Source organism: Aurantivibrio plasticivorans (assembly GCF_055392955.1).
Map to the genome: position 1 here is coordinate 2,092,637 of NZ_AP036020.1, position 20,808 is coordinate 2,113,444.

Consider the following 20,808-nt stretch of genomic DNA (forward strand, 5'->3'; position numbering starts at 1 on the left):
TTTTGGTGCATTGCGCTTCTTAGCGTTTTTCCTGCATTTCTCCCGTGTTTTAGCCTAGCCAACGAGCACTGACCGTGTTTACAATGGGTCTCGTGTTGCACCAATGGAGCAGGGCAATTGGCACAATTTTCATCCTCAGACCCGGCATTTCCGCCGAGCGCCACCCGCCCGACAAAACTCTTTTCGCCGGTCGAGCGGCCTGCCGTGCAATTTCCCATTCAATCCGTACACATCGACTGGGAGCGCCTTGTCACGAAACGGCCCATCGTCCTCGAAACCGTCGAAGAAATGCCCAGCTATTTATTAAAGCCCGAAGTCCTAACGCTCCTCGACGCTGAAAAACACCCCATGTACCGCCTCATCCTCGACATCATGTGGACGACTGGCGCGCGCGTCTCGGAAGTCTTAGCCTTAACACCCACAAGCTTTATTGATGATGGGTATGATTTTGGGGTGATGTTAAAAACTTTAAAACAACGGGCAGGGCGGCCGTCCAAAGCGTCCTTACAACGTTCGGCCAAACGCTATGTGCCGATTTTGGATCCGTTACTAAAAGACCGGTTACAAAGTTATTTGTGGGTGGGGCGTTACAACAAAAGCGAGAGGATATTTCCGATTGCGCGGCAAACCGTGAATCGCCACATCGATAGCATCGTCGACAAAATGGGCGGGGCGCCGTTTCGGATTAGTAGCCATACCTTTCGGCACAGCTTTGCGATTCATTTGCTATTGCATGGGCGGCCGTTGAAATACGTCAGCCAATTACTGGGGCATCGCTCGGTGGATTCCACCGAAATTTATACCAATGTATTGACCGCTGATGGGGTGCATTTTTTGGAAGGTGTGGATTTTCACTAGCAATCTCCGCTAGATGGCTCAGTCGAAAGTTGTATGTATAGGTGTACAGGTCTCTGTTTTCTGACCCGATATTCAAAAATATTTATATTTTTTCAGTGATTATATTTCAAACCCAGGGTATCGCCTTTGTGGATAAGCCTCGTACCCCTTTGGAGCGCTGGATTAGCGACCACTGACCCCCTAAGTTATCCACAGATTTTCCCACAAAAACACGCCATTTTGTAACCTTGCGTTTAGCCCAAAACCGCATTATCTTGTATGTGCGTTTTTACCAACCACTATATCTAGGGGTTGCTCGCTCGAGTGAGCTTGGATAAAAAAACCCCAAATCGCGCCAACGAAATGGGGTTTTGGTGTACGTAGACGCGTTACCGGAGATCCGGGTATTCGAGCTTTCGTACGGGTGGAACCATGATGTTGTCGCGAATACCTACCTTAGTCAATCCTAAAATACGAAATTGGGATGGGGATCTCCATTTTTTATAGACCTATTGGAGACCTATCATGTCCTGTTATTACGTCAATCAAAATGCCCAATCCAACGGCGATCACGAAGTACATGTCACCGGTTGTACTCGGATGCCAGAACCTCAGAACCGCAAATATTTGGGTGAATTCACCAGTTGCGCACCGGCTGTAAGAGAAGCGAAGAAAACCTACGCGCGTGCAAATGGTTGCTTTTACTGTTGCCGTCCTTGCCATACGAGTTAAGGAGTAGATCATGGACAACTACTACATCAACAAAAAAGGCGATAACTGGCAACTCGTAAAGCAGGGCGCTTCAAGAGCCACATTAAAAGGCCAGACGAAGCAGGAAGTGGTTAAACAAACCAGCGAATACATGGCCAATAAAGTCGGTTCTGTGAAAATCCAGAAACAAAATGGACAGTTTCAAGAAGAACGGACGTATCAGCGAAAAAATGATCCTAGGAGCACCAAGGGATAAGCGAGGATGAGAGAAGGCATCAGTCTTCTCTCATTTTAATTGAAATATGTGAGTTAGTGAGTGGGGCATCGGTTCGTGTATTACAGCGGAATTTATACGAAGGTATTGATCGCCGATAGGGTACATTTTTTAGAAAGTGTAGGTCTTCACTAAATGTCCGCATACAACGCAAAGTAGAGGTTAGGTGTTTTTATAATAAAGGTTAAACATAATGAGTACTGATATATCAAAATTTCTTAAGAAAACACCAGTGAATTCGCTGCAAAAGTATTTTGAGACCAATAATACTGATCTAGCGGATAAAGTCGATTGGGGTGATAGCGAAAGCGCTGTTAGGAAATCGTTATTACAAATTTCTGAAGCGGCGGAAGGAGATATCTTAGCTCAACTCAAATCAAATTCGGAACGAATAATTGCGTTAACGGATGAGCTTGGCCAAAGCATCTTAAAGCATTTCGTTAGTGATAGTGATCTGCAAGAATACTATGACCTTGAGAATGAGTATGATCGAGTTCTGTGGCTATTTTTAAAGGATTCTTCGCGGTTCAGGCAGGTTGAGGACTGTTGGTACACAGATACAGGCCGAAACGGGCGTATGTGGGACGCATTTATAGGCCCTAAAAATATACCCGTTAGTAAAAGTGATATTGATGTTTTGGCCTTCAAGGACAAAATAATGGAGCTGTTTCGGGCAGTCGGAAAAATTCACATAGACATATTTGAAAGAACGCGTTCAGAGGGTGATGATAACCAAATAGAACTCATACAAATAATGGTCTACAGGGAAGATTTACCTAGCACTCAGCTTGCTTTTGAAGATGAGAGTCTAGTATCAAAAATAGTTCGGCCTGTTAAAGAAGTTGCATTGACTTACGAGCCGGAAAGTGGACACATCGAGGTTGTCGTTGAAGGCAAGGAAAACAGAAAAGCAATTCCAAAAATATTTTCAGAGACACTTCTAAAATCCCCCATTGAAGGTGAGAAAATACCCTTAAAACACTACACCATTCAAAGCTTGCTTAAGCAGAGAACACTATCTTTTGATTCAGAAGATGGAATCGAGTCAGTTGATGTCACGATGCTCAAAGTTGCTCAACCAAATAGCTACAATACTGTCACCTTGGATGTTGCTACAAAGGAAGAGCGTAGTATATACGAGATTTCAAAGGAGTATTTTGGCGAGAATGACCCACTAAAATCTGGTTTTAAACTAAAACAAGTGAGAATCAGCATTAGATTTATGCCCGACGAAGATAGCAGGAGAGGAAAGATACTGCATGTAAAAATCCGAGAACCAAATGGGTGCGATCTAAAGAGCAAGTCCCAAAAAGAAAAGTTAATAGGTGACAAATACCTTGAGAAGTGGGAACTGGTTGAGATTATATAATGAGCAATGGGGTGCAGAGAACCACAATAGAGAAGTTGCTGAAGATCAGTGAGACACAGGATGCAACTATCATTGAAAAGCTTGCCAGGGAGGAGTTTGGCGATTTATTTCAGGAATTGGTGGAGAGTGGCATTCTCACTCATTTTAAATTACTTAAATCGGTGGAGGTTTTCGACGGAGACTGTGAATTTTTTGCGGATATACAGCGCAAGGACGGAAAAAATATGTATTTTTCCGCTGCGGATGGCTGGGTTGCCGTTAATGATGAGGATATAAACCTATATCAAGTAAATTTCGAGTGGCTCTTGCGAAGGGTTATGGACGCTTTAGATATAGCAGATCGGCATACTCCAAAGGTTATTCTAGAAGGTAATATCTGGGCGTTAGGCCAGCATAGAATTGAAAAACATAAGACGAATATTCTTACCGCTAGAAACATCATGAATGAAACTGTGTTAGATGATTTGAAAAATTATCTCAGCGCTCATCATAGTGTCCGCAACCCTGCATTGATTATTGTTTTGGATCAATTTATTTCAGGGCATGTGTCGCTACCTCTTCAGAATGAGCTGATCAGAATCGATGAGGCTATTAAATGGGACAATGATAAGTTCGAGTTGAATACTGTTTTTCTTGCTAGCCGAATGGGAGGTTCTATAAGCAAACCTGGCTTTAGCAATGGATACAGAACATTGGTTTCAAATGGCGTGACGTATGATTTTACTCCAAAGCAAAGTGAAGCGCTCGAATTTATGGATTCTGAGAATAAACCCGTTCATCAAACCGAAATATTAGCTCAAACTACATCGCAACAGGGTACAAAATTGAGAGAGTTGTTTAAACGTAAAGGTGGTGTTCATGCCGCTTGGGGGGAAATTATAAAAAGCGACAGTAAAGGAAATTATTGGCTTGAGTATTAATATCATTCTAAATTTTCGAATGACCGAAAAATAATCACTCTTCTGTAAAATCACCCCAATTTTCACCCCTCCATCCCTCCAATTCACCCCACCTCCATTTGCAATACTGCACTCCGAAACGTTCAGCATTTTTTTGGAGTTAAAGCTATGAATACCGAAGTTTTATACACAGTAAATATCAATGGCGATGTCTATGAAACTGGCAAAGCCGCGATTTCCGGCAAGGAATTACTTTTGATGGCTGGTAAACAGCCACCGGGAGAGTTCGTTATCTATCTTCTTCTTGAGGATGGAGACATGGAAAGCATCCGCCCTACGGAAGTGGTCGATTTGCAACGAACCGGAATCGAGAAATTCCGTACCTTTAGAGCAGATGTGCTCTATCGGCTGGAAGTCAACGGAAAGGCGCGTGAATGGGGCTCAGATTTCATTACAGGACGAGCCATTAAACGTCTCACTGAGGTTGAAGAACCAGATGAGGTTGGTATTTGGCAGAAAACCAAATCTGGTGAAGACAAGCTCATTGAGGATTCTGACCTAGTTAACCTTAGCCTTGAAGGAATTGAGCAGTTCAGGGTTGGGGCTAAATATTCAATTTGCATTGAAGGCAAGGTGTTTGAGTGGTCAAAGAAGACGATTACAACAGAAGAAATTATTCAACTCGGTGGCTGGGATGCAAGCCAAGGTGCTGTGGAAGTGGACAAAGGCCAAAATGAACGTCCGCTAGCATCCGGCGAAGTTATCAAGCTAAAGCCCGGACATAACTTTTGTAAGAAACAGCGCTTCAAGCGTGGATTTGACGAAAGCTCCCGCATCGGAAAGGAAGTTCTACTCCTACAGAAAAACTTTGCACATGTTGAATACAAGGAAGTTAAAAATCTTCACTGGTTCAAAATTACAGATTATTCGCTCCCTTCACCCCTTTCGCCAGACGTGATATCAATCGTGTTTAGCGTCACTGCTGGCCATCCAGTTCCAAAGCCTTACGGTTTTTATATACCTTCAGGCGTTAAACTCCGTGATCGGGTTTTAAAGCTTAACAATCCTCAGCATCCACCGCCCTTCGAAGGAAGCTGGCGTTTTGCATCATGGGATGTCGAAAACTGGCGTCCTGGAGCAGACGTCACTACCGGCGATAACCTATGGGGTTGGGCAAGAAGTTTTCGCAAGCGCTTGCTGGAGGGTGAATAATGCAATTCTTTATTGATCTTACCGAAAAACAGCATGATTTTATCTGGCGCCACCTTCTACCCGAAGGTGCAACCCAGGAATCCGCTGCTTTCATTTTTGCCGAATTCCACGAAGACAATCAAACTTTGTTGCTCAAAGCGCAGGACTACTATCTTGTCGGGCAAGATGGCTTTATCGCGCAATACGATGACTATATAGAGTTGTCGGACGAGAGTCGGATTTCCATCATCAAACAGGCGCACCGGACGAATACGGCGCTCATCGAGTTGCATTCTCATCCTTTTGATAGCCCGTGGTCTGCTGCTTTCTCTATCGCTGACATGAACGGATTCAAAGAAACTGTTCCGCACATGTGGTGGAGGCTGCCTGGAAGGCCCTATGCAGCAATTGTCGTTTCACCACGTGGTTTTGATTCACTCGTTTGGCAGAAAGCCCCTAATTCACCAGATTGCCTATCGGCATTGCGCGTGGATCAAAAGGTATTGAAGCCTACAGGTATGACATTAGGAGGCAAGCATGTCATTAGCAAATGAACGATTTAACAGGCAGATCGCAATTTTTGGCTTACAAGGCCAAGAAAAGATTCAATCCACCAAGGTAGTGCTGGTCGGTTTCGGCGGGCTCGGAACATTCGTATTACCGCAACTTTGTTTACTCGGTGTGAGAGATATTGCTGTTGTTGAACATGAGACTTTTTCAGAAACAAATCGAAATCGTTATATGGGGTTCTTGCATAGCGATTTCGATGCTGACAAAGGCATCGGAGTTGACAAAGTGATGGTTGCTGCGCGCGTAGTAAAAGGCATAGACCCAGAAGTGAATATAAAAATTATTAAAAACAAGCTGGAGTCGAGCAAGGCGTTCGACGCCATAAAGACGGCTGATATTGTTGTGGGCTGCCTCGATAGCGATGGTGCACGTTCTATTCTTAACGAGTTAAGTATCGCCTATGGCGTTACTTACATTGATCTTGCAAGTGAAGTGTTTGAGGACGGGACTTTCGGTGGTCGGGTTGCGGTTGTCAAAGATGGAAATGGATGTTTGCATTGCATGGGTGATGGTTTAGACCAAACGGAGGTCAGACGATACTTAGCCGATGAAACGCAGTTAGAAAATGAAGCAAAGGTTTATGGTGTAGATAAAGAAAGCCTTGCTGCGGGTTCTGGTCCATCCGTGGTGGATTTGAACGGAATCATTGCTTCCCTTGGAGTTCAGGAATTTAAGTTGCACATTACCGATCCGAAAAATAGCTCACGCTATCTGAACTACCGTGGTCATTTAAAATCGATCACAAAAGCTAATATTGGTGAGGATAACGACTGCTATAGCTGTAGTCTTTACAATGAAAGGCACGAGGTAAATGTCGAAAGGTATTTGGATGTTAACGCTAAGAAAATAATTAATGGGTAACCTTATTTCGGTCAAAGGCTGGATTTTATATGCCTGCTTTTGGCCGACTATTCGATATTTATCAGAGGTTAGAGCACGTTGGAAATCTAGTTCCTCGAATCAGTGTACTGAATTAAACAGTTACGCATGGCTCAAAGCTGCTAGGCTACTTTAACTCAAATGTTTCAAAGCGTCTTCTAGAGCTTCCTCCGGAGGTTCTTCATAAATCAGTGTGGTCGCGGCATTAACATGTCCTGCAATTTTCTGCGCTACCTTCACCGATTTCTTTTGCTTGTGAATCACATTTGTAATCAAAGATCTACGGCCACTATGAGAACTCGCTTTTTCGATGCCAGCCCAATCGCGCAGCATCAATGCCATATGTTCCTGCAATGTGTTTGGAGAGTATGAATTCCCTTTTTGGGTACAAAAAGAGGGGAGGAGGGCTTTAATGTCTCTCCTTTATTAAGTCTATGTTGCAAATAGTCCGTCAGTGCTTTTCTAAGTTCAACATCAACGATAGGCAAATCTCTAGACTTGCCTCGATGCTTCTTAAGCGAAGGATAAAATTGTTCCGGATCAACATCTAAACCAGATCGAGCTAGCTTTTCAATTTGCCTGACTACTTTATCAAAACTCTCTATGTCAAAATTAATCATCTTTCGTTGGTATTGGCTTTTCGAGCGACCCAGAGCATCTGCTCCTTTAGTATAAGCCGCGGGCAAGCTCATTATTTCTAAAAGATGGAAATCGGTAGCACCTTTGGTGAGCCTAGCGACTTCCTTGATTTGCATTAACGAGATTTCCTGAGCCCTAAGACAAAGCTTAAAGCTGATTTGCATGATCGCTGTATTTTTTTCCGGATGCCGACGACTTTGAATCACCTCAAAAAGGTGACGTTGTTGTTTTGAAGTGGGTACACGAGCTTGACCTGATTTAGGCATAGTAAACCTCGAAGCAGGGAGGATAGATAATCCGTAATAATGTTATTTAAACAGATATATTCTATTTAACATAATATACATTCCTCGGAGAAATAAGAATGCAAAGCCTTTATATTCAATAGTTTACGTGTCAAGCCCTTTATGAAATGAGAAAAGAGAGTGGAAAATAATCAATAGGGCGGGGTGGTGCCCTATTGGCGGTATAAGTTTTTGGTTAAGCGGCCTTGTGTTGGGAGTTCTGCAGTGTGTGGCAGATCGATTCCCACACTGAATAAATCTCTTCCCCTTCGTGGCATTCGGCATGAATGCACGCAACTACGTATTCCTCATTGCAGCCCAGTAATTGTGCGACTTTACGTGCATTGGCTTCACCCATCTTCTTTTTACCGTTGACCCAATTGGAGACAGTAGAAGTGGATGTATTGAGTAGTTTGGCTACGCGGTAGTCGGAGCAGTTGCCATAAGATTCTTTAAGTTGAGCTAACAAGCTCGTCGTCGTAAGCATTCGAGTCCCCACACGAAAGTAAATAACTTTACAGAATATAGTACACAACTGGTTGACTATTCAATCACTGTCCAGGGGTTGAATAGCTGTCCAAGGGCGAAGTATATTCGGCGGGCCTTAAGCGGTTGGCGGCTCCGGTGCCTTTCATGAGTCCCCACTCAATTAACCGGAGTCGCTATTTAAACCCGCTTAGGCTGAATGATGACTGAACACGCTTAAGGGGTCGCTATGCAAACAGATAACAAATTCTTTACCGGAAATTTTTTTCTTTCTCCGGCGATGGTTCGCCAGTGTCACGATGCGAAGCGGTTTTGCTGCCGCACATTTGATCCAGAAATGGAATGCAATTCGTTCGATTACGTTTGGCAGAAGGCGAGCTATCCGCTAAAGGTTGCCGCGTTGATGATGACTAAGCGCGACTATCCACACTTCTTTAAAAATTTTTCGACCATGCCGGGGTCGGGTGACTTGTCAGAGTTTCAGCGAAAAGAACTACTAAAAACGATCAAACAGTTGGCAATTGACGCATTTGCTTTTGCGGCGACATTTGAATCAATGGAAGGTTTTTATTCTGGGTTGCTTACGGCGCACTCTGAAAACCCAGGTAAGACGGAAACATTAATGCGCGCTGAGTGTGTAGAGCGCTTGGAATTAGAAACCGCATAGGGGGTTTGAAATGAAACGAGGTTACTTAATTAATATTTCTGAAGCTGCGAGCATGGCGGGTATTGCGAACGGCACAATGCAAGCAATGGAAAAAAGTTTAGCTGATTTGGGTGTCTTTCCGACAACCAAAATTAAGGGAGAGCGGGGTAATGGTGATGTGTTTTACCGTCCGGTCTATTGCCCTGATGCCATTGAAAAGGTGGTGAATGAAATCACAGACTTGAAAGCTGAGATTAGAGAGCTTCAAGCCAAGTTGCAGGCGAAAATGCGTGCAGCGGGGCGAAGGGGGTAATCATGCGAAAGTTGATCGGCGTAGTTAAGGAAGGGTTGATTGTTACGGCGTTAATGCTAAGCGTGATCGTTCTCTATGGTGTTGTGGCAGACTGCGAGAGCGGCGGCGTTTATAACGATTGTTCAGAGTGGCGCTAAAAGAGGGGTTTATTGTGGGACAGCAAATTTACGCAAAGATAAAGAAAAGCTCTAAGTATTACTCTCAAAACGACTACCACAAATATCTAAACGATTTTCCGTTTCCTGTGCATATCGTAGCCGCCAAGTTTGATGATGGTTGGTGCGTTAAAGGCGGCGTTGGTGGTCAGTATTGTCTATCGGACGTGAATTTATTTATTAAAGATGGTGATAAGGAAGTGCGGATTCGCTGACCGGCGAATTTGCACGAAAAGAGGTTTAGATAGTGGAAAGGGAAGAAGTAGAAAAAGAGTTAGAAAGGCGTGGCGTAAAGCTAGACGTTTCGGGGTGCGGTTGTTGTGATTCGCCGTCAGTTTCTTTGATATTAGACGGTGGCGTGGTGATAGCCGATGAAGGGTTTTGCAATCTATCTAATTTTAGCAAGAAGGATGAAGAAGCTGTTATTAGAAAAAAAAGGGGCTGAAAATGTTTAACCCGGTATTCAATCGAGACCAGAAGGCATTTTATTCGTCCGTTGATGCCGTCGCGGGTGAAATGCGGCCTGAGTTGCGAGAGACGTTTAATAAAACGAAAAAGCGTGACGGATACCGGGCGGCTAATTTAAAGCTTGCCGAGTTCGTAGAGCATAGCGAAGAGTTAACGCGCGAATCATCCGTTAAAGGTGTGAAGCCGGATTTTTACCGGCGCGAATTAAAGCTGAGTTCTAGCGATGATGAACTGAACGAATTTTGTCGGGCTAAAGCTATTCAGTGTTCTAGGTTGTATGTTGATTTGTCGGCCAGTCCGTTGCGGTTGGTTATCTCGCTTTTTCAGTTGTTGAAAGCTTACGGCGTCGAGTTGCCGCGTAAAGATTTGATAAAAATTCGCACCAAGCCAATGAAGTTGAGATTAGAGTCTGAGCATTGGTGGCGGCGAAAAGTTCACGGTAGCAAAGCCGCCTTGGTGGAATGAAGATGACGTATATTAATTTGCCGCTACACCTTCAGCCAAAATTAAAGCCGTTCGCCGGGAAGCAAAACCCGGCATTTTTGTTTGCGGATGGAATTCGTGCAGACAGTCCGATTATTAAGCGTAAGCAGCCGTTGAGCGAAGCGAAGCGGCTTAGGCTAGTCAAGGCGTCCAAAAGTCCGACACGTGAAATCGACGTATTGAGCGCGGCTTATCATCGCCAAAAATCGAGATTTGATGTTTTAAAATCAAAAAATTGCTTTGACGATGGTGTACGCGGAAGTGTTGAGCATGAGCCGCAAAAGATTGAAACCCCGATTGGGCAAGTAGGCTGCAAAACTGTGTTTGAGTATCGCGATTGGTCGGAAGAGTGGCGCATTAGAACCGAGGTTGAAGCAACAAGCGGAATGGAGCCGCCAAGCCAGGAAGGCCCCCGCGAATCAACGATGCTAAGCGAGAGGGGCGCGCGAAAAATTGCAGACAGTTGCAATTACATGGGTTTGAAAAAAGATGGGTTCAGGACGTTTGTAACTGGCACATTGTCGCCAGTGGCCCGCGAAAGGTTGGCGGCAGGCGATACGACAATTCAAAGTGAAGTCAGTCGCACATTCGACGCACTCAACAAGATGTACCAGCGCGGCTGGCAAAAAAAAGACGGTACGAAAATCGAAGGGCATGGCGAACCGTTGCCCTATTGCTGGGTGGTTGAGATTCCGAAAAACGATAAAGGCGAAGACAATCCGCATGTTCATATATTGATGGGGTGGAAGGTGCGATACGTCGATTTTCCAGAATGGGCTGAGCGATTGGAAAAATTGTGGGATAACGGACATTTTCACTTAGAAAAAATTAAAGACTGTATGTGCGCCGGTGCCTATATGGCAAAAGCGGCGGGCTATATGACAAAAGCGAAAGGCCAGGACGATCAAGGGTTGGTGCGTGGGAATCGCTACGGCATCAGTTCTACAGCGCGTGCGCCAGAGTGGGCCAAAATGGGCGAAGGTCAAATGCACATCATGGGGCAGCTCATAGCGGACGTGTACGACCATTTAACAGTGACTTACGGCGAAAAATACCGCGAGCGCAAAAAATTAAAAGAGGCACTAGAACGGGTGCCAAAAGAGAAAAGCAAAACCCGCCATGCGATTGGAAAAAAGCTCGAAAAAGTGCGCGCACAATTAAACGAGTTACCTATTCGCTGCAATAAATATCAGATAATTCTCAAGGGAAAAGCGGCGGTGGCACGCTTTAGTGGCTGGTTGCATAACGAAGAGTATGACCCTGGCAATGACTGGCTACCAGAAAAGCCAGCGGGCCTCGAGTGGAAAGAGGGGCCAGTTCCAGGGCCAAAAGATACGCAATTTTTTAGTCGGTTATATTCCGTGTTTGCTCGACGTAAAGAGGCGCGACGAATTGCAAACCCGCCTAGCTGGGTGCAATGGGTTGATGCTGAATGGCAGCAAGCCAAGGAAAAGTATTTTCGTTGGGCGGGATTTACGCGCGACGTTGAAGAAGTGGATTGGGCCGAATACGACGGCTTGGAGTTCTGTCAGTAACTGTACGCCACTAGGTGGCGGATCAATGAGGGGTGAAGCATGGGAATAAAAAATGAAGCTCAACGAAAATCGCATTTAGCGCCAGAAGTTGTTTATTGGACGGTGTTAGATGAATCGACGGTGGATAGCATCGAAGACGGTGTGTTACGTCTTGGTGAATCACTGCCCTCTGGCCTTTTAGAGGTTGGCAGGGTATTGGTAAAAAACCGCTTCGGCGCTCGTTGGACGATGAGCGTGGAAGATTTCGATAAAGAGTTCAAGGCTAGGTAAGGGTGTATTTTATGTCGAGTGTCCGGCTATCAAATGATGAAGTTAAAAAGCGGTTCGTAGAGCGTCAGCGGCTTATTACTGAGCGTGACGCGATCACGGGCGGCGTCGAGGTTGAATCACTAATGAAAAACCCTATGGCGTTAGTGACAAAAATGGGTGATCTGCAGCAATTGATCGACCTTACACAAGAGATTGAAAAAGTCGGAGGTGAGTTGTTGCATGAATTCGTTTTACGCCTCAAAGGGGCTGAGACTAGCCAAGGGGGTGATTGATGGCGGAATCAGTTGGAAAGGTCTCGTGTCCAGAGTGTGGCGAAGCGGCGAACGTATGCAGCGATAAGCGCAAGATGATCTACGTGAATTGTGCGGGTGCTGATGGCTGTGGCATCTTCAAATTCCAAAGCAAGTCCGGGCAACGCCGGATTTATGCGCGTTGGTTGGCTTCTGATCCAGAAAAAGCGGCGGAATTTCCCGGGAATAGTGTATTGGGTGAATTTCCGGGGCGTGCCAGTAACGGCGGGCCTTCTAGCGAGGAACCAAAGCCAGAAAAGCCGGAAATGGAACCGCCGCAAAAATTGGAACCACCACCGCCCAAAAAAAAGGAACCACGGCGCGGGTTATTCGGGAGGGTTAGGTAGTGGACGCACCGAACAAAGTAGATACCAGTGAAGACACAATAACGGCGGAATGGGATCGCATTGTTGAAGATCATGAGGCGGGGCCGGTTGAGAGTGAGCCGGGCAGTCTCGGGTCAGATGCTGAGTCGAATAATCAATTGCCGGAAAGTGCTGGTGATAACGTTGAAGAAAAAGCCGCGATGGCATCGACGGTTATCCAAACCGCACTGGCTTTTTTTGAGGGGTTAATCGGCGTCGATGTGCCTGGTGGCACGCGACAACGTTTTGCGGAAACTCTCGGGCTGGTCATCGCTAAGCGGTTCGAGGGTGGAATTTTTGAATTCCTTGCCAAGTACAAAGATGAGCTAGCGGTATTAAGTGCAGGCGCTTTTTACTATGCCGCGTTGCGTGATGATATGAAGTCCAAAAAAGCCAAAGATGTAACGCCCAAAAAATCGGGAGATGAAAAAGCCGGGGGTGATGATGCTGGAGAATAGGCCGGACGGTTCGTTATTGTTGTTAGTGGGTGTGAGTCGTTCGGGAAAGTCGGTTTATTTAAAGCGGCTTGTTGAGCGTCATCCGCGTGTTATGGCGTTTGACCCAAAAGGCGAGTATGCCGCGCAAATGGGATACCGTCCGGCACATACACGGGCGGAACTGATTCAATTGTTGAAGTCGTCGCCGTCTGATGACCGTATAGCCTATATTCAGCACTCAAAAAAGGAGTTCCATTTTTTTTGTGATTGCGCGTTCAATTGGAACCGCCAAAAGCAGGCGACGATAATTTGTGAAGAGTTAGCCAATGTAACGAGTGCTGGAAAGGCGGACGGGCCTTGGGGGCGTTTGGTGTCTCAGGGGTTAGCCTATGGTCCGTTAATTATTGGCACTGTTCAGCGTGGTCAGGAGGTTGATAAATCAATAATGAATAATGCCTCATATATCCACGTTGCGCGGCACAATACCGAATCAGACCGGGCCTATATGGCGCAAAAATTGGGCTGCAATCCGTCTGATATTCCAGACAAGCCGTTAGAGTTTATCCAATGGACTAGCGACAGGGGAATAGTGTGTCGCGGTGCTATTGATTTTGAAAAAACCAAAGCAACCAAAAATTGGGAAAGCGGCACACCTCGTTTTCGAACTAAGCAGCATGAGGGGGAAAAGCGACGCATTATTACCTTGAATCAATCAATGGATTCGCCACACTTTAAGCGGGTGCAATACCGATAACGTCGGAATATCTCAAAAGCTCAATACAGGTCAACAAATAAAAGCCCAATTTTTTTGGGAAAGTCTATTTTTTGTTTGACTCACTTCCAAAACGCTAAGCCAGCCTTACGCCCCGTAGTTTTAATTTTTCATTAATTAATCAGGGGCTTTTCAAATGCCAAACATTAACGATTTAGTCATTATCGCGGCGGTCGCTTTGATCGTGTGCGCGTTAATGGCTTACGCAATTGGCCATGTGCCAAAACTCGCGGATTTCTTCAATCTTGATACCGGGAGCTTCTAGTCATGCGACATATTCCAAAGCAAATTCAAGGTTTTAACGGCGGCGGCTTTTCTAGCCAGTGGACGTTGAATCTAGATGTGGGTTCGGTTTACAAGCAGATTGAGCTGATCACCAATCTAGACAATGGTCAACTAACGCAGGTGCTTGTAACGCTAAACGGTGATTCAATCGTTGATGTAACCGGCGAAGAGTTGCGCATGCTGGAAGCTTACAAACGCCCAAGTTATACGCAGGGCGATGGGCGATTCATTATCCCATTTGCTGACTTCACCATGAAAACAATGGAAGGTCAGAATATGTCACAGCTAGTAACTAAGCCTGACGACAATTTAACGCTAACCGTTAAAACGGCTGCGGCGACGGCACAACAGGTAACGGATTCGCTGGTACCTGAATTACGCGGCATCGCTTTATTGTCTTCACCTTATGAATTGGTAAATGGTGTTGAGCGTTTAATTCCTCGCACTGTAATTCCTCGCCTTCGTTCAGAGTTAGTACAAGCGGGCGCATCGGGTAAAAATAAATACCGAAACTTCCCGCGTGGCCCTCGCATTCGTCGTATGCACATCGCAAGTGCGGCGGTTACTGCATTGGAGATCAAGCGCAACGAAATCACTCGCTACGACGATATCTTAAAAGCTGATAATGACGACTGGCTAACCCGCATGGGTCGTGAGCCTCAATCGGGTTATTACCATTTTGACGCGGTGGCTACTGAGTTCGGCATTGCGGATGCACTGCAAACGGCGGGTAATTCGTTTGAGATTAACCCAACGGTTTCAAGTGCGGGTGACTTGGACACCTTGTTTGAGACCTTAGAGCCAGCGACATAAGGCGGTGCGTTATGGATTGGTTTGATAATCTAATTGACAAGGCTGGAAGCGTGGTGGAGGTAATATCCGATTACCGCGCTGCCGATAATGCGGCCGCAAATACCGACACCATTCATCAGCCTAGCACTGGTAGTGATTTGGAAGGTAATCCGGTGAAAATAGGGGTTACCGCTACCGAATGGGTAAAGATGTATTGGTTATGGCTGGTGGTTGCGGTTGTGGCAATTGTGGCGCTAGTGCTCGCGCTTAAGTGGGTGCTGTGATGCCTTTACTTATTTATCCGGCGGTTGGTCTAGCGGGTGCGGCTATTGGGTGGGTCGGAGGCTTTTTCAGTTCCGACGCGCTTAAAAACGCGCTCTACCTCGCGGTTATTCTTGCTGCGATTGTTGCGGCGATCTATTTCTATTTTGTTGTGGGTGCCAAGTGAGTTACGGCGTTAATGTCGATTCACAAACTGGCTTTAGTGGTGGCGCTTCCACTAATTATCTTGGTGCGAACTACTTCGGCGATTTTTCGGTCGGCGGTGGTTCGTTCATCTCTTTTAATGTTGGCTGGCAAAGCTGGCCGGTGGTGTTTGTACTCCTGGCGTTCGCGGTTTTGTTGGTCGCTTTGTTTTGGTGGCTGTGGTGAGTGACGGTTCTTTACAGGTTGCAACGGATTCGGCCACACATTTTTTTGGCGGTGATTCAGCTAATGTAGGCGGCGGCTTTTATGGGCCTTCGTTTAATGTCGAAAAGGCGTTTATTAATATCGACTCAGTGCAAAAGCTGGGATTGTTGTTGTCGTTTGTTTTGTTAGCGGTGTTCATGTGGCTGAAATTCTTCAAGTAATCACGGGTGAGAATAGTACATGGCAGCGCGAAGCCTGGAGTGATGAGTCTGACGCGGCCTTGTCTGAGTTGCTAGAAGATGGCCGCGCTGAAATCATTCACGAAATTGAAAGCGGTATTTCTGATTTATGGCGCGTCGATTATGGCGGTGATAAAAAAGGGTGGATGATTACGCGGCTTGATGTTGATCAATTGGGCGGCAAAGAGCTTGTTTTGATTGCTGGCCGTGGTAATGGAATGGAATTAGCGGTTGATGACCTCAAGAATGGTTGCAAGTTGCTAGGGATAAAAACGATACGTGCGCATTCCCATCGTAAAGGTTATGAGCGCCTAGTGGGTCGCATGGGTTTTAAATACGTTGAGTCAGTGTTTAGGTGTGAGATCGCATGAGTGGAAAGAATAGGAGTCGATCTAAAACGAGTTCGACTACTACAAACAATGTAGTGAATGCCTCGGTCTCGGGTAATGTAGAAGATCAAGCGGTTGTAATTTCAGGGTCTAATGACTTGGCGGGCGCAGAATTTACAACAACTGATTTTGGTGCAATAGATCGCGCGTTCGATGCGGTTGAATCAACAGTAGAAAGCGGCTATTCAAATACAAAAAGTATTTTGAATCAGCAAGTGGGCGCGATTAAAGAATTGGCCGCTCAGTTAAAAGTGGGCGACATTGAGTCCGGTAAATGGATTGCGCTCGCAATCGTAGCGGCTATCGTGATAGCGGTGGTGGCTTGGGTGATTATCAGTCTTTACGGTGGCAAATAATGAAAGTGGCGGCAACGATTGGCGGCGGTGATAAAACAAAACGCAATATTACTGGACGATATTTAGTAGTGTATGAGGCTAGCGCGGATTTCGAAATTAAAGGCAAGGGTATTGAGCCAATACGGTTACGCCAGGGTGCGCAAATAGATTTGCAGCGTAAACTGGAAGGCTTTGATATAGAAATTGTTAACCTCGATTCGGGGGTTAATGTCATTGATTGCGAAGTCAATGATTTACCTGTATCTATTGCAGATAACAAAAATTTCACGGTCAACACAACCGCAAGTTTTGAGGCGGCAGATAATGAAAACGGTCTTGCATCCGTGACGATAGCGCCGGGTGTCACGGCGGCTATTGCTCCGTTAAACGTCGCGAGAAAGTATTTGACGTTTACATTGCCAAGCGATGCGGTGGGTAATGCCACATATGGCGGAAGTAGTGTGAATGATACGGTGGGTGCTCTTTTAGAGCCGGGGATGACACGCGATGAAGAAAGTAGTGGTGCAATGTATGTACGTAATCTATCGGGAAATTCCGGCGATATCACTATATGGGTTAAGGAGTCGGAGAAACTGTAATGCCAAAAGGTAATACTGCGGTCCAGTCTCCGCAATGGCTTAAAAATTTGCTAGGAAGTACCGGTTCGGGAAAAGGTAGCGAACTTATCAAATTCCTGTCAGCCGAAACGGGCGCGTCTGAAAGGTCGGTGCAAGCAAAATTAGAACAAATTCTAGACGTACTAGATTTTGGCGCGACGGGTGACGGTTCGACCGACGACTATTCAGCGCTAAATGCGATGCTGTCAGCTAAAGGATTTATTTACCTTCCGAATCTTGGCGGCGGGACAACAACTTATGTCTGCGACACAATGTTGGAACTCGGTAGCGAGCAATTTGTTTATTTAGATAATGATGTCGTATTGCGCGAACTTGCTGGAACGAGCGATCCCGTTGTTTGGTGTAAGGGTGAGCGATCCGGGGTTGAGGGAAAAAGTTTTTCGTCATCTCGAATTTTAAAAGCCACCGCGCCAAGTGTGTCAACGGTAGCACTGGGCGTTGTAGATTACGCGGTTCAAGCGAATTCAAGTGATCGTTGTACAGTGAAAAACGTACGCATTGGTGGGCATGCAAACCAAGGCAATACGGCGGGCGCGGGATATGCAGCGCTAAGCGTATGGAATCCACAGCTGTCCGGGCGTACAAGTTATTTTCACTCGGTGTCTAATGTCATGGTTGAAAATTGCAACTATGGTATCCATTTGCGCGGCAATGCCAACGCGGGTAAATATTCAAACATACATTTATTTAGAACGGGTGATCGTACAGTGCTGGCCGGTGCTGGCGTCTTCATGGATGGTGCGCTAGAGAATCAGTTGTCAGGATTGTTTCATCACGATGCTGATAACTCTGATTCGTTGTATATGATAAATAATTGCCGCTATAACTCGGTTAACAACTTTGTATGCGAGCAGGGCGGCGCGTCGGCTAGAGGTTTAGTAACAGACGATACGGGCGCTAATAACACTGTGCAGTTGCATGACAATGTGTCGGGTGGCAATAGTGTTGGATCAACGTTCCAGAAAAACAACATAGTTATTTTGCCTAAGCGGATTTATTGTGAAGAAGTGACAAACGAATTCAGCGATGTATTGAGAATGGAGTTGGGCGAAGAGGAAAGGACCGATACGCGCAACGGAAATATCATAGTCAAAAAATTACATACTGCTATAACAAACATGGCAGAAAATACCGAGTATAAACTTATGGACTTAGCGTTAACAAATGCGGGTTATTCGGTAATGGTCGAGATCACTCATGCTATGAGATGCAATGGTTTTAACGCTTCCGGTGGTGGTAAAGCAGTAATAATGATTAAAAATAACGGCGGCACGGTCACAGTAACAGACGTGAATAACGATAGGTCGGGCGGTCTCACAATCGGTTCAAGCGTGTCAGGTACAACGGCGACAATTGAGATAACCACGCCAAACAATGGAACGTCAACGACGGGGCATAATGGGTATTTTGATATCAAAATTATCGGGCGTCGTGATGGTGTCTATACAGAGGCGCTATACGATTCAGCAGTAGTGGCATGATGATTAAGAATAGTTTTTTGTTTGGTGTGTTGGTGATCGTGGTCGCGTTAGTTGTGAAAAGTATTTCAAAGCCAAAGTTGAAACATTTTAATGCGGTAGAGTTCGGTGCGTGGTGGCCGTTCATGTCGAACGACTTGCTAGTAAAGCTCGATGCATTGCGGGAAAAGTGGGGCGCACCGATTGAGGTGTCAACGGCTGGCGGTTCACTCGGTCGCGAAGGTGGAGATAGTCATAGTCAGCACAATGTGGCGCGCTGGGGTGAAGTGCGTGCCGTCGATGTGTTTGCCAAAGTGCGAACGGGTAACGGCTATAAATACGTAACAACAGAAACGGAGCGCGCCGATTTATTGCGTGTGGCTAGTTCGGTGGGTTTTACGGGTATAGGGATTTATACCGATACGTCGCCGGGCAACTTGTTACATGTGGACGTGCGCAAAGATCGTAAAACTAATGATCCGGCGTTGTGGTCTCGTGTCGATGGTGAGTATCAGGCAATCAGTGTGGTGGTGTAATGAGTTTTTTAATTAATCTAATGATTTCAATTTTGACGGCCCTTATCGTGCGGGTGATTCTGTGATGGGTTTATGGTCGTTAGCGTTATCGATTATCGGTGGCACATTTAAAGACTGGGTGAGTTCTCGTTCTGAGATTGCCAAAACCAAAGAGCTAGCCAAAGCTGAACGGCTTAAAAAGGGCATTCCTGGCTATTCTGATGAATACCTCGTATTGATTTGGTCGTATCCGGTAGTGGCGTGCTTCGTGCCTTTTTTGCAGCCGTCAGTAGATATAGGGTTCGCGCATTTGAAAGCATTGCCTGAATGGTATATCGCGGGCTTTGGTGCGATATCGGCGGCTGTATTTGGGATTGATAAGTGGTTGATAGTTAAGCGCGATAAAGGATAGTTATGTTTGAACAAGTTGTTTTAGTGGTTTTTGCGTCGTTGTTTACCGGTGCCATTAGCGCGGTCGCTACGGTGGCCGGTGTTAAGGTGCATATTACCTATTTGCGAGAAAAGATCGACAAAACGGAAAAAGAGACCGCCAGGGCGCACGAGCGAATTAACGAACTACAGAAACATATTCCATTGATTAATTAGGTGAAAATGATGAAAGGTCGAAATAAAAAAGGGCAATTTGTTCGTGGGTCTAAGGCTGCAAAAATGGCAGGCCGCAAAGGTGGTAAAAAAACGGCCCGCAAGCGTCGTTAATTTTCATCTTTGCACGTAAATGTTAAATGCGTTCGGTAATCGTCTTCCGTGCCGGGGCCAATTAAACCGCGAGTAAACTTGCTAGCGGCTTTGGCACCTTTGGACACTTTATTGGCGGTTTCTTCGTCCGGTAGTAATCCTTCGTATTTAGTTTTAATGCTGACGACGGTATAGCGTTCTGACTTCGTGTAGTGTTTGCAGTAGCGTTCGGCGTTGCGTGTGGCGCGTATCTTGGCGGTATCTTTCTCCAATGCGGACGGGCTAGTTTCGTATTGGTTGTTCTCCATGGGCAGAACAGGGCTGTAAAGATTGGGGCCGCTCGCGCAGGAAAATAAAAAAGTAGCAGTAATCAATAAACAAAAAGTCTTCATTTGCTGTCCCTCAATTGTTGTTGCATGAGTTCATAAAAAGTTTCACTGGCTGACAGTGTTGGTCGAACAGGAAATTCAACCACCTTTGATTTTCTGTCTGGATTCTCAACGGCGTCGAAGTAGGCGCGCATTTGGTGGTTTTCACGGTGTAGCGTGTTTGCATAGTCATAGATCATAGTAAAGTTTTGCAACGTTACCGCGTTGAATTTGTGGCTCTTAATGCCGGTATATAAAAACCCGTCACGAAAGTGAAAGCCATTCTCGCGCCAGTCGTTGGGTAAATACCGACAGGCACCCATTATGTCGAGCAGCCGTTTATAAGGCTTCGGATAATTCCCAGTTTTCAGCCAGCGGTAGGGAGTGGCTAAACTGACATCACAGATTGCCGCTATGTCTTCGGCGCTGAAGGCTGTCGTGTAGCCAGGTTCGCCAAAGTGGTCATGGTTTAAGTACTTCGTGTACATCTTGTCGCGCATTGTGTGCACCTGTTCACATTGATGCACGTAAACCGGGAGAAAAGGCGTCGTAAATCGGATAAGTGGCGTAACGCTGGCGCGCTGTTCAACA

At 45.8% G+C, this 20,808-nt stretch carries 38 protein-coding genes; 33 read left to right on the forward strand and 5 right to left on the reverse strand.

Features of this window, described 5'->3' with window-relative positions:
- Positions 1 to 117: 117 nt before the first annotated feature.
- The 8 genes from ACZ5NB_RS09320 (at position 118) to ACZ5NB_RS09355 (ending at position 6,712) form a co-directional block, all read left to right on the forward strand.
- Positions 118 to 858: a tyrosine-type recombinase/integrase gene (locus tag ACZ5NB_RS09320; protein ID WP_460234864.1), complete on the forward strand. Its 741-nt coding sequence runs from the start codon at positions 118 to 120 to the stop codon at positions 856 to 858.
- 504 nt (positions 859 to 1,362) lie between these two features.
- Positions 1,363 to 1,569 (forward strand): hypothetical protein, encoded by a 207-nt coding sequence (locus ACZ5NB_RS09325; protein ID WP_460234863.1) that lies wholly within the window; start codon positions 1,363 to 1,365, stop codon positions 1,567 to 1,569.
- Between the two features lie 10 nt (positions 1,570 to 1,579).
- Positions 1,580 to 1,804: a DUF2188 domain-containing protein gene (locus ACZ5NB_RS09330; protein ID WP_460234862.1), complete on the forward strand. Its 225-nt coding sequence runs from the start codon at positions 1,580 to 1,582 to the stop codon at positions 1,802 to 1,804.
- Between the two features lie 211 nt (positions 1,805 to 2,015).
- On the forward strand, positions 2,016 to 3,191 hold the full coding sequence (locus ACZ5NB_RS09335; RefSeq protein WP_460234861.1) for a hypothetical protein: 1,176 nt from the start codon (positions 2,016 to 2,018) through the stop codon (positions 3,189 to 3,191).
- Entirely contained in the window at positions 3,191 to 4,111 is a 921-nt protein-coding gene (locus tag ACZ5NB_RS09340) for a hypothetical protein (RefSeq protein ID WP_460234860.1), read from the forward strand. Before ACZ5NB_RS09335 ends, ACZ5NB_RS09340 begins: the two co-directional genes overlap by 1 nt.
- 147 nt (positions 4,112 to 4,258) lie before the next feature.
- Positions 4,259 to 5,302 carry a multiubiquitin domain-containing protein gene (locus ACZ5NB_RS09345; RefSeq protein ID WP_460234859.1) on the forward strand — a complete coding sequence of 348 codons (1,044 nt, stop codon included), beginning with the start codon at positions 4,259 to 4,261 and terminating at the stop codon, positions 5,300 to 5,302.
- Positions 5,302 to 5,835: a hypothetical protein gene (locus ACZ5NB_RS09350; RefSeq protein ID WP_460234858.1), complete on the forward strand. Its 534-nt coding sequence runs from the start codon at positions 5,302 to 5,304 to the stop codon at positions 5,833 to 5,835. The genes ACZ5NB_RS09345 and ACZ5NB_RS09350 overlap by 1 nt, the downstream gene beginning before the upstream one ends.
- A complete protein-coding gene (locus tag ACZ5NB_RS09355) occupies positions 5,819 to 6,712 on the forward strand; it encodes a ThiF family adenylyltransferase (protein ID WP_460234857.1) in 894 nt (297 codons plus the stop codon). The genes ACZ5NB_RS09350 and ACZ5NB_RS09355 overlap by 17 nt, the downstream gene beginning before the upstream one ends.
- A 150-nt stretch (positions 6,713 to 6,862) precedes the next feature.
- On the opposite strand, the gene ACZ5NB_RS09360 is transcribed toward ACZ5NB_RS09355, so the two are convergent.
- From ACZ5NB_RS09360 to ACZ5NB_RS09370, 3 genes are all read right to left on the reverse strand, one after another.
- On the reverse strand, positions 6,863 to 7,072 hold the full coding sequence (locus ACZ5NB_RS09360; RefSeq protein ID WP_460234856.1) for a site-specific integrase: 210 nt from the start codon (positions 7,070 to 7,072) through the stop codon (positions 6,863 to 6,865).
- Positions 7,063 to 7,635: a site-specific integrase gene (locus tag ACZ5NB_RS09365; protein ID WP_460234855.1), complete on the reverse strand. Its 573-nt coding sequence runs from the start codon at positions 7,633 to 7,635 to the stop codon at positions 7,063 to 7,065. The genes ACZ5NB_RS09360 and ACZ5NB_RS09365 overlap by 10 nt, the downstream gene beginning before the upstream one ends.
- A 214-nt stretch (positions 7,636 to 7,849) precedes the next feature.
- Entirely contained in the window at positions 7,850 to 8,140 is a 291-nt protein-coding gene (locus ACZ5NB_RS09370; RefSeq protein ID WP_464107909.1) for a helix-turn-helix domain-containing protein, read from the reverse strand.
- A 228-nt stretch (positions 8,141 to 8,368) separates the two neighbouring features.
- Between ACZ5NB_RS09370 and ACZ5NB_RS09375 the strand changes: the two genes are divergently transcribed.
- The 25 genes from ACZ5NB_RS09375 to ACZ5NB_RS09495 all read left to right on the forward strand — a co-directional run bounded on the left by ACZ5NB_RS09375 (position 8,369) and on the right by ACZ5NB_RS09495 (position 19,759).
- The gene (locus ACZ5NB_RS09375; protein WP_464107910.1) at positions 8,369 to 8,806 is read left to right on the forward strand and encodes a hypothetical protein; all 438 of its coding nucleotides are present in this window, start codon (positions 8,369 to 8,371) and stop codon (positions 8,804 to 8,806) included.
- 10 nt (positions 8,807 to 8,816) lie between these two features.
- On the forward strand, positions 8,817 to 9,098 hold the full coding sequence (locus ACZ5NB_RS09380; protein ID WP_464107911.1) for a hypothetical protein: 282 nt from the start codon (positions 8,817 to 8,819) through the stop codon (positions 9,096 to 9,098).
- A 2-nt stretch (positions 9,099 to 9,100) separates the two neighbouring features.
- Positions 9,101 to 9,235 carry a hypothetical protein gene (locus ACZ5NB_RS09385; RefSeq protein ID WP_464107912.1) on the forward strand — a complete coding sequence of 45 codons (135 nt, stop codon included), beginning with the start codon at positions 9,101 to 9,103 and terminating at the stop codon, positions 9,233 to 9,235.
- 14 nt (positions 9,236 to 9,249) lie between these two features.
- Positions 9,250 to 9,468: a hypothetical protein gene (locus ACZ5NB_RS09390; RefSeq protein WP_464107913.1), complete on the forward strand. Its 219-nt coding sequence runs from the start codon at positions 9,250 to 9,252 to the stop codon at positions 9,466 to 9,468.
- A 32-nt stretch (positions 9,469 to 9,500) separates the two neighbouring features.
- Positions 9,501 to 9,698 carry a hypothetical protein gene (locus ACZ5NB_RS09395; RefSeq protein ID WP_464107914.1) on the forward strand — a complete coding sequence of 66 codons (198 nt, stop codon included), beginning with the start codon at positions 9,501 to 9,503 and terminating at the stop codon, positions 9,696 to 9,698.
- A 2-nt stretch (positions 9,699 to 9,700) separates the two neighbouring features.
- Positions 9,701 to 10,186, forward strand: a complete 486-nt coding sequence (locus ACZ5NB_RS09400; protein ID WP_464107915.1) for a hypothetical protein — start codon at positions 9,701 to 9,703, stop codon at positions 10,184 to 10,186.
- Between the two features lie 2 nt (positions 10,187 to 10,188).
- Entirely contained in the window at positions 10,189 to 11,739 is a 1,551-nt protein-coding gene (locus ACZ5NB_RS09405) for a rolling circle replication-associated protein (protein WP_464107916.1), read from the forward strand.
- Positions 11,740 to 11,778: 39 nt separating this feature from the next.
- The gene (locus tag ACZ5NB_RS09410) at positions 11,779 to 12,009 is read left to right on the forward strand and encodes a hypothetical protein (RefSeq protein ID WP_464107917.1); all 231 of its coding nucleotides are present in this window, start codon (positions 11,779 to 11,781) and stop codon (positions 12,007 to 12,009) included.
- Positions 12,010 to 12,020: 11 nt separating this feature from the next.
- Positions 12,021 to 12,281: a hypothetical protein gene (locus ACZ5NB_RS09415; RefSeq protein ID WP_464107918.1), complete on the forward strand. Its 261-nt coding sequence runs from the start codon at positions 12,021 to 12,023 to the stop codon at positions 12,279 to 12,281.
- The gene (locus ACZ5NB_RS09420; protein WP_464107919.1) at positions 12,281 to 12,646 is read left to right on the forward strand and encodes a hypothetical protein; all 366 of its coding nucleotides are present in this window, start codon (positions 12,281 to 12,283) and stop codon (positions 12,644 to 12,646) included. The genes ACZ5NB_RS09415 and ACZ5NB_RS09420 overlap by 1 nt, the downstream gene beginning before the upstream one ends.
- Positions 12,646 to 13,122, forward strand: a complete 477-nt coding sequence (locus ACZ5NB_RS09425) for a hypothetical protein (RefSeq protein WP_464107920.1) — start codon at positions 12,646 to 12,648, stop codon at positions 13,120 to 13,122. The genes ACZ5NB_RS09420 and ACZ5NB_RS09425 overlap by 1 nt, the downstream gene beginning before the upstream one ends.
- Positions 13,088 to 13,855 (forward strand): hypothetical protein, encoded by a 768-nt coding sequence (locus ACZ5NB_RS09430; protein WP_464107921.1) that lies wholly within the window; start codon positions 13,088 to 13,090, stop codon positions 13,853 to 13,855. The genes ACZ5NB_RS09425 and ACZ5NB_RS09430 overlap by 35 nt, the downstream gene beginning before the upstream one ends.
- A 154-nt stretch (positions 13,856 to 14,009) precedes the next feature.
- Positions 14,010 to 14,138: a hypothetical protein gene (locus ACZ5NB_RS09435; RefSeq protein WP_464107922.1), complete on the forward strand. Its 129-nt coding sequence runs from the start codon at positions 14,010 to 14,012 to the stop codon at positions 14,136 to 14,138.
- A 2-nt stretch (positions 14,139 to 14,140) separates the two neighbouring features.
- A complete protein-coding gene (locus ACZ5NB_RS09440) occupies positions 14,141 to 14,971 on the forward strand; it encodes a major capsid protein P2 (protein ID WP_464107923.1) in 831 nt (276 codons plus the stop codon).
- A gap of 11 nt (positions 14,972 to 14,982) precedes the next feature.
- A complete protein-coding gene (locus ACZ5NB_RS09445) occupies positions 14,983 to 15,234 on the forward strand; it encodes a hypothetical protein (RefSeq protein ID WP_464107924.1) in 252 nt (83 codons plus the stop codon).
- Positions 15,234 to 15,398: a hypothetical protein gene (locus tag ACZ5NB_RS09450; RefSeq protein ID WP_464107925.1), complete on the forward strand. Its 165-nt coding sequence runs from the start codon at positions 15,234 to 15,236 to the stop codon at positions 15,396 to 15,398. Before ACZ5NB_RS09445 ends, ACZ5NB_RS09450 begins: the two co-directional genes overlap by 1 nt.
- A complete protein-coding gene (locus ACZ5NB_RS09455) occupies positions 15,395 to 15,601 on the forward strand; it encodes a hypothetical protein (protein ID WP_464107926.1) in 207 nt (68 codons plus the stop codon). The genes ACZ5NB_RS09450 and ACZ5NB_RS09455 overlap by 4 nt, the downstream gene beginning before the upstream one ends.
- The gene (locus ACZ5NB_RS09460; RefSeq protein ID WP_464107927.1) at positions 15,598 to 15,801 is read left to right on the forward strand and encodes a hypothetical protein; all 204 of its coding nucleotides are present in this window, start codon (positions 15,598 to 15,600) and stop codon (positions 15,799 to 15,801) included. The genes ACZ5NB_RS09455 and ACZ5NB_RS09460 overlap by 4 nt, the downstream gene beginning before the upstream one ends.
- Entirely contained in the window at positions 15,780 to 16,190 is a 411-nt protein-coding gene (locus tag ACZ5NB_RS09465; RefSeq protein ID WP_464107928.1) for a hypothetical protein, read from the forward strand. Before ACZ5NB_RS09460 ends, ACZ5NB_RS09465 begins: the two co-directional genes overlap by 22 nt.
- Positions 16,187 to 16,564 carry a hypothetical protein gene (locus tag ACZ5NB_RS09470; protein ID WP_464107929.1) on the forward strand — a complete coding sequence of 126 codons (378 nt, stop codon included), beginning with the start codon at positions 16,187 to 16,189 and terminating at the stop codon, positions 16,562 to 16,564. Before ACZ5NB_RS09465 ends, ACZ5NB_RS09470 begins: the two co-directional genes overlap by 4 nt.
- Positions 16,483 to 17,142 (forward strand): hypothetical protein, encoded by a 660-nt coding sequence (locus ACZ5NB_RS09475; protein ID WP_464107930.1) that lies wholly within the window; start codon positions 16,483 to 16,485, stop codon positions 17,140 to 17,142. The genes ACZ5NB_RS09470 and ACZ5NB_RS09475 overlap by 82 nt, the downstream gene beginning before the upstream one ends.
- Positions 17,142 to 18,662: a hypothetical protein gene (locus ACZ5NB_RS09480; protein WP_464107931.1), complete on the forward strand. Its 1,521-nt coding sequence runs from the start codon at positions 17,142 to 17,144 to the stop codon at positions 18,660 to 18,662. The genes ACZ5NB_RS09475 and ACZ5NB_RS09480 overlap by 1 nt, the downstream gene beginning before the upstream one ends.
- Positions 18,659 to 19,174 carry a hypothetical protein gene (locus ACZ5NB_RS09485; RefSeq protein WP_464107932.1) on the forward strand — a complete coding sequence of 172 codons (516 nt, stop codon included), beginning with the start codon at positions 18,659 to 18,661 and terminating at the stop codon, positions 19,172 to 19,174. Before ACZ5NB_RS09480 ends, ACZ5NB_RS09485 begins: the two co-directional genes overlap by 4 nt.
- A 64-nt stretch (positions 19,175 to 19,238) precedes the next feature.
- On the forward strand, positions 19,239 to 19,565 hold the full coding sequence (locus ACZ5NB_RS09490; RefSeq protein WP_464107933.1) for a hypothetical protein: 327 nt from the start codon (positions 19,239 to 19,241) through the stop codon (positions 19,563 to 19,565).
- Positions 19,566 to 19,567: 2 nt separating this feature from the next.
- Positions 19,568 to 19,759 carry a hypothetical protein gene (locus tag ACZ5NB_RS09495; protein ID WP_464107934.1) on the forward strand — a complete coding sequence of 64 codons (192 nt, stop codon included), beginning with the start codon at positions 19,568 to 19,570 and terminating at the stop codon, positions 19,757 to 19,759.
- A 107-nt stretch (positions 19,760 to 19,866) separates the two neighbouring features.
- On the opposite strand, the gene ACZ5NB_RS09500 is transcribed toward ACZ5NB_RS09495, so the two are convergent.
- Together ACZ5NB_RS09500 and ACZ5NB_RS09505 are read right to left on the reverse strand one after the other, a co-directional pair.
- The gene (locus tag ACZ5NB_RS09500; RefSeq protein WP_464107935.1) at positions 19,867 to 20,241 is read right to left on the reverse strand and encodes a hypothetical protein; all 375 of its coding nucleotides are present in this window, start codon (positions 20,239 to 20,241) and stop codon (positions 19,867 to 19,869) included.
- Complete coding sequence (locus tag ACZ5NB_RS09505; protein WP_464107936.1) at positions 20,238 to 20,717, reverse strand: hypothetical protein; 480 nt, start codon at positions 20,715 to 20,717, stop codon at positions 20,238 to 20,240. The genes ACZ5NB_RS09500 and ACZ5NB_RS09505 overlap by 4 nt, the downstream gene beginning before the upstream one ends.
- Positions 20,718 to 20,808 lie beyond the last annotated feature (91 nt).

What these genes read in the sequence shown, in the direction of transcription:
- ACZ5NB_RS09325 (WP_460234863.1), top strand. Translation starts at nt 1,363, where the DNA reads ATGTCCTGTTATTACGTCAATCAAAATGCCCAATCCAACGGCGATCAC.
- ACZ5NB_RS09330 (WP_460234862.1), top strand. Translation starts at nt 1,580, where the DNA reads ATGGACAACTACTACATCAACAAAAAAGGCGATAACTGGCAACTCGTA.
- ACZ5NB_RS09335 (WP_460234861.1), top strand. Translation starts at nt 2,016, where the DNA reads ATGAGTACTGATATATCAAAATTTCTTAAGAAAACACCAGTGAATTCG.
- ACZ5NB_RS09340 (WP_460234860.1), top strand. Translation starts at nt 3,191, where the DNA reads ATGAGCAATGGGGTGCAGAGAACCACAATAGAGAAGTTGCTGAAGATC.
- ACZ5NB_RS09345 (WP_460234859.1), top strand. Translation starts at nt 4,259, where the DNA reads ATGAATACCGAAGTTTTATACACAGTAAATATCAATGGCGATGTCTAT.
- ACZ5NB_RS09350 (WP_460234858.1), top strand. Translation starts at nt 5,302, where the DNA reads ATGCAATTCTTTATTGATCTTACCGAAAAACAGCATGATTTTATCTGG.
- ACZ5NB_RS09355 (WP_460234857.1), top strand. Translation starts at nt 5,819, where the DNA reads ATGTCATTAGCAAATGAACGATTTAACAGGCAGATCGCAATTTTTGGC.
- ACZ5NB_RS09360 (WP_460234856.1), bottom strand. Translation starts at nt 7,072, where the DNA reads ATGGCATTGATGCTGCGCGATTGGGCTGGCATCGAAAAAGCGAGTTCT.
- ACZ5NB_RS09365 (WP_460234855.1), bottom strand. Translation starts at nt 7,635, where the DNA reads ATGCCTAAATCAGGTCAAGCTCGTGTACCCACTTCAAAACAACAACGT.
- ACZ5NB_RS09370 (WP_464107909.1), bottom strand. Translation starts at nt 8,140, where the DNA reads ATGCTTACGACGACGAGCTTGTTAGCTCAACTTAAAGAATCTTATGGC.
- ACZ5NB_RS09375 (WP_464107910.1), top strand. Translation starts at nt 8,369, where the DNA reads ATGCAAACAGATAACAAATTCTTTACCGGAAATTTTTTTCTTTCTCCG.
- ACZ5NB_RS09380 (WP_464107911.1), top strand. Translation starts at nt 8,817, where the DNA reads ATGAAACGAGGTTACTTAATTAATATTTCTGAAGCTGCGAGCATGGCG.
- ACZ5NB_RS09385 (WP_464107912.1), top strand. Translation starts at nt 9,101, where the DNA reads ATGCGAAAGTTGATCGGCGTAGTTAAGGAAGGGTTGATTGTTACGGCG.
- ACZ5NB_RS09400 (WP_464107915.1), top strand. Translation starts at nt 9,701, where the DNA reads ATGTTTAACCCGGTATTCAATCGAGACCAGAAGGCATTTTATTCGTCC.
- ACZ5NB_RS09405 (WP_464107916.1), top strand. Translation starts at nt 10,189, where the DNA reads ATGACGTATATTAATTTGCCGCTACACCTTCAGCCAAAATTAAAGCCG.
- ACZ5NB_RS09410 (WP_464107917.1), top strand. Translation starts at nt 11,779, where the DNA reads ATGGGAATAAAAAATGAAGCTCAACGAAAATCGCATTTAGCGCCAGAA.
- ACZ5NB_RS09415 (WP_464107918.1), top strand. Translation starts at nt 12,021, where the DNA reads ATGTCGAGTGTCCGGCTATCAAATGATGAAGTTAAAAAGCGGTTCGTA.
- ACZ5NB_RS09420 (WP_464107919.1), top strand. Translation starts at nt 12,281, where the DNA reads ATGGCGGAATCAGTTGGAAAGGTCTCGTGTCCAGAGTGTGGCGAAGCG.
- ACZ5NB_RS09430 (WP_464107921.1), top strand. Translation starts at nt 13,088, where the DNA reads ATGAAAAAGCCGGGGGTGATGATGCTGGAGAATAGGCCGGACGGTTCG.
- ACZ5NB_RS09435 (WP_464107922.1), top strand. Translation starts at nt 14,010, where the DNA reads ATGCCAAACATTAACGATTTAGTCATTATCGCGGCGGTCGCTTTGATC.
- ACZ5NB_RS09440 (WP_464107923.1), top strand. Translation starts at nt 14,141, where the DNA reads ATGCGACATATTCCAAAGCAAATTCAAGGTTTTAACGGCGGCGGCTTT.
- ACZ5NB_RS09445 (WP_464107924.1), top strand. Translation starts at nt 14,983, where the DNA reads ATGGATTGGTTTGATAATCTAATTGACAAGGCTGGAAGCGTGGTGGAG.
- ACZ5NB_RS09450 (WP_464107925.1), top strand. Translation starts at nt 15,234, where the DNA reads ATGCCTTTACTTATTTATCCGGCGGTTGGTCTAGCGGGTGCGGCTATT.
- ACZ5NB_RS09470 (WP_464107929.1), top strand. Translation starts at nt 16,187, where the DNA reads ATGAGTGGAAAGAATAGGAGTCGATCTAAAACGAGTTCGACTACTACA.
- ACZ5NB_RS09475 (WP_464107930.1), top strand. Translation starts at nt 16,483, where the DNA reads ATGGATTGCGCTCGCAATCGTAGCGGCTATCGTGATAGCGGTGGTGGC.
- ACZ5NB_RS09480 (WP_464107931.1), top strand. Translation starts at nt 17,142, where the DNA reads ATGCCAAAAGGTAATACTGCGGTCCAGTCTCCGCAATGGCTTAAAAAT.
- ACZ5NB_RS09485 (WP_464107932.1), top strand. Translation starts at nt 18,659, where the DNA reads ATGATGATTAAGAATAGTTTTTTGTTTGGTGTGTTGGTGATCGTGGTC.
- ACZ5NB_RS09490 (WP_464107933.1), top strand. Translation starts at nt 19,239, where the DNA reads ATGGGTTTATGGTCGTTAGCGTTATCGATTATCGGTGGCACATTTAAA.
- ACZ5NB_RS09495 (WP_464107934.1), top strand. Translation starts at nt 19,568, where the DNA reads ATGTTTGAACAAGTTGTTTTAGTGGTTTTTGCGTCGTTGTTTACCGGT.
- ACZ5NB_RS09500 (WP_464107935.1), bottom strand. Translation starts at nt 20,241, where the DNA reads ATGAAGACTTTTTGTTTATTGATTACTGCTACTTTTTTATTTTCCTGC.
- ACZ5NB_RS09505 (WP_464107936.1), bottom strand. Translation starts at nt 20,717, where the DNA reads ATGCGCGACAAGATGTACACGAAGTACTTAAACCATGACCACTTTGGC.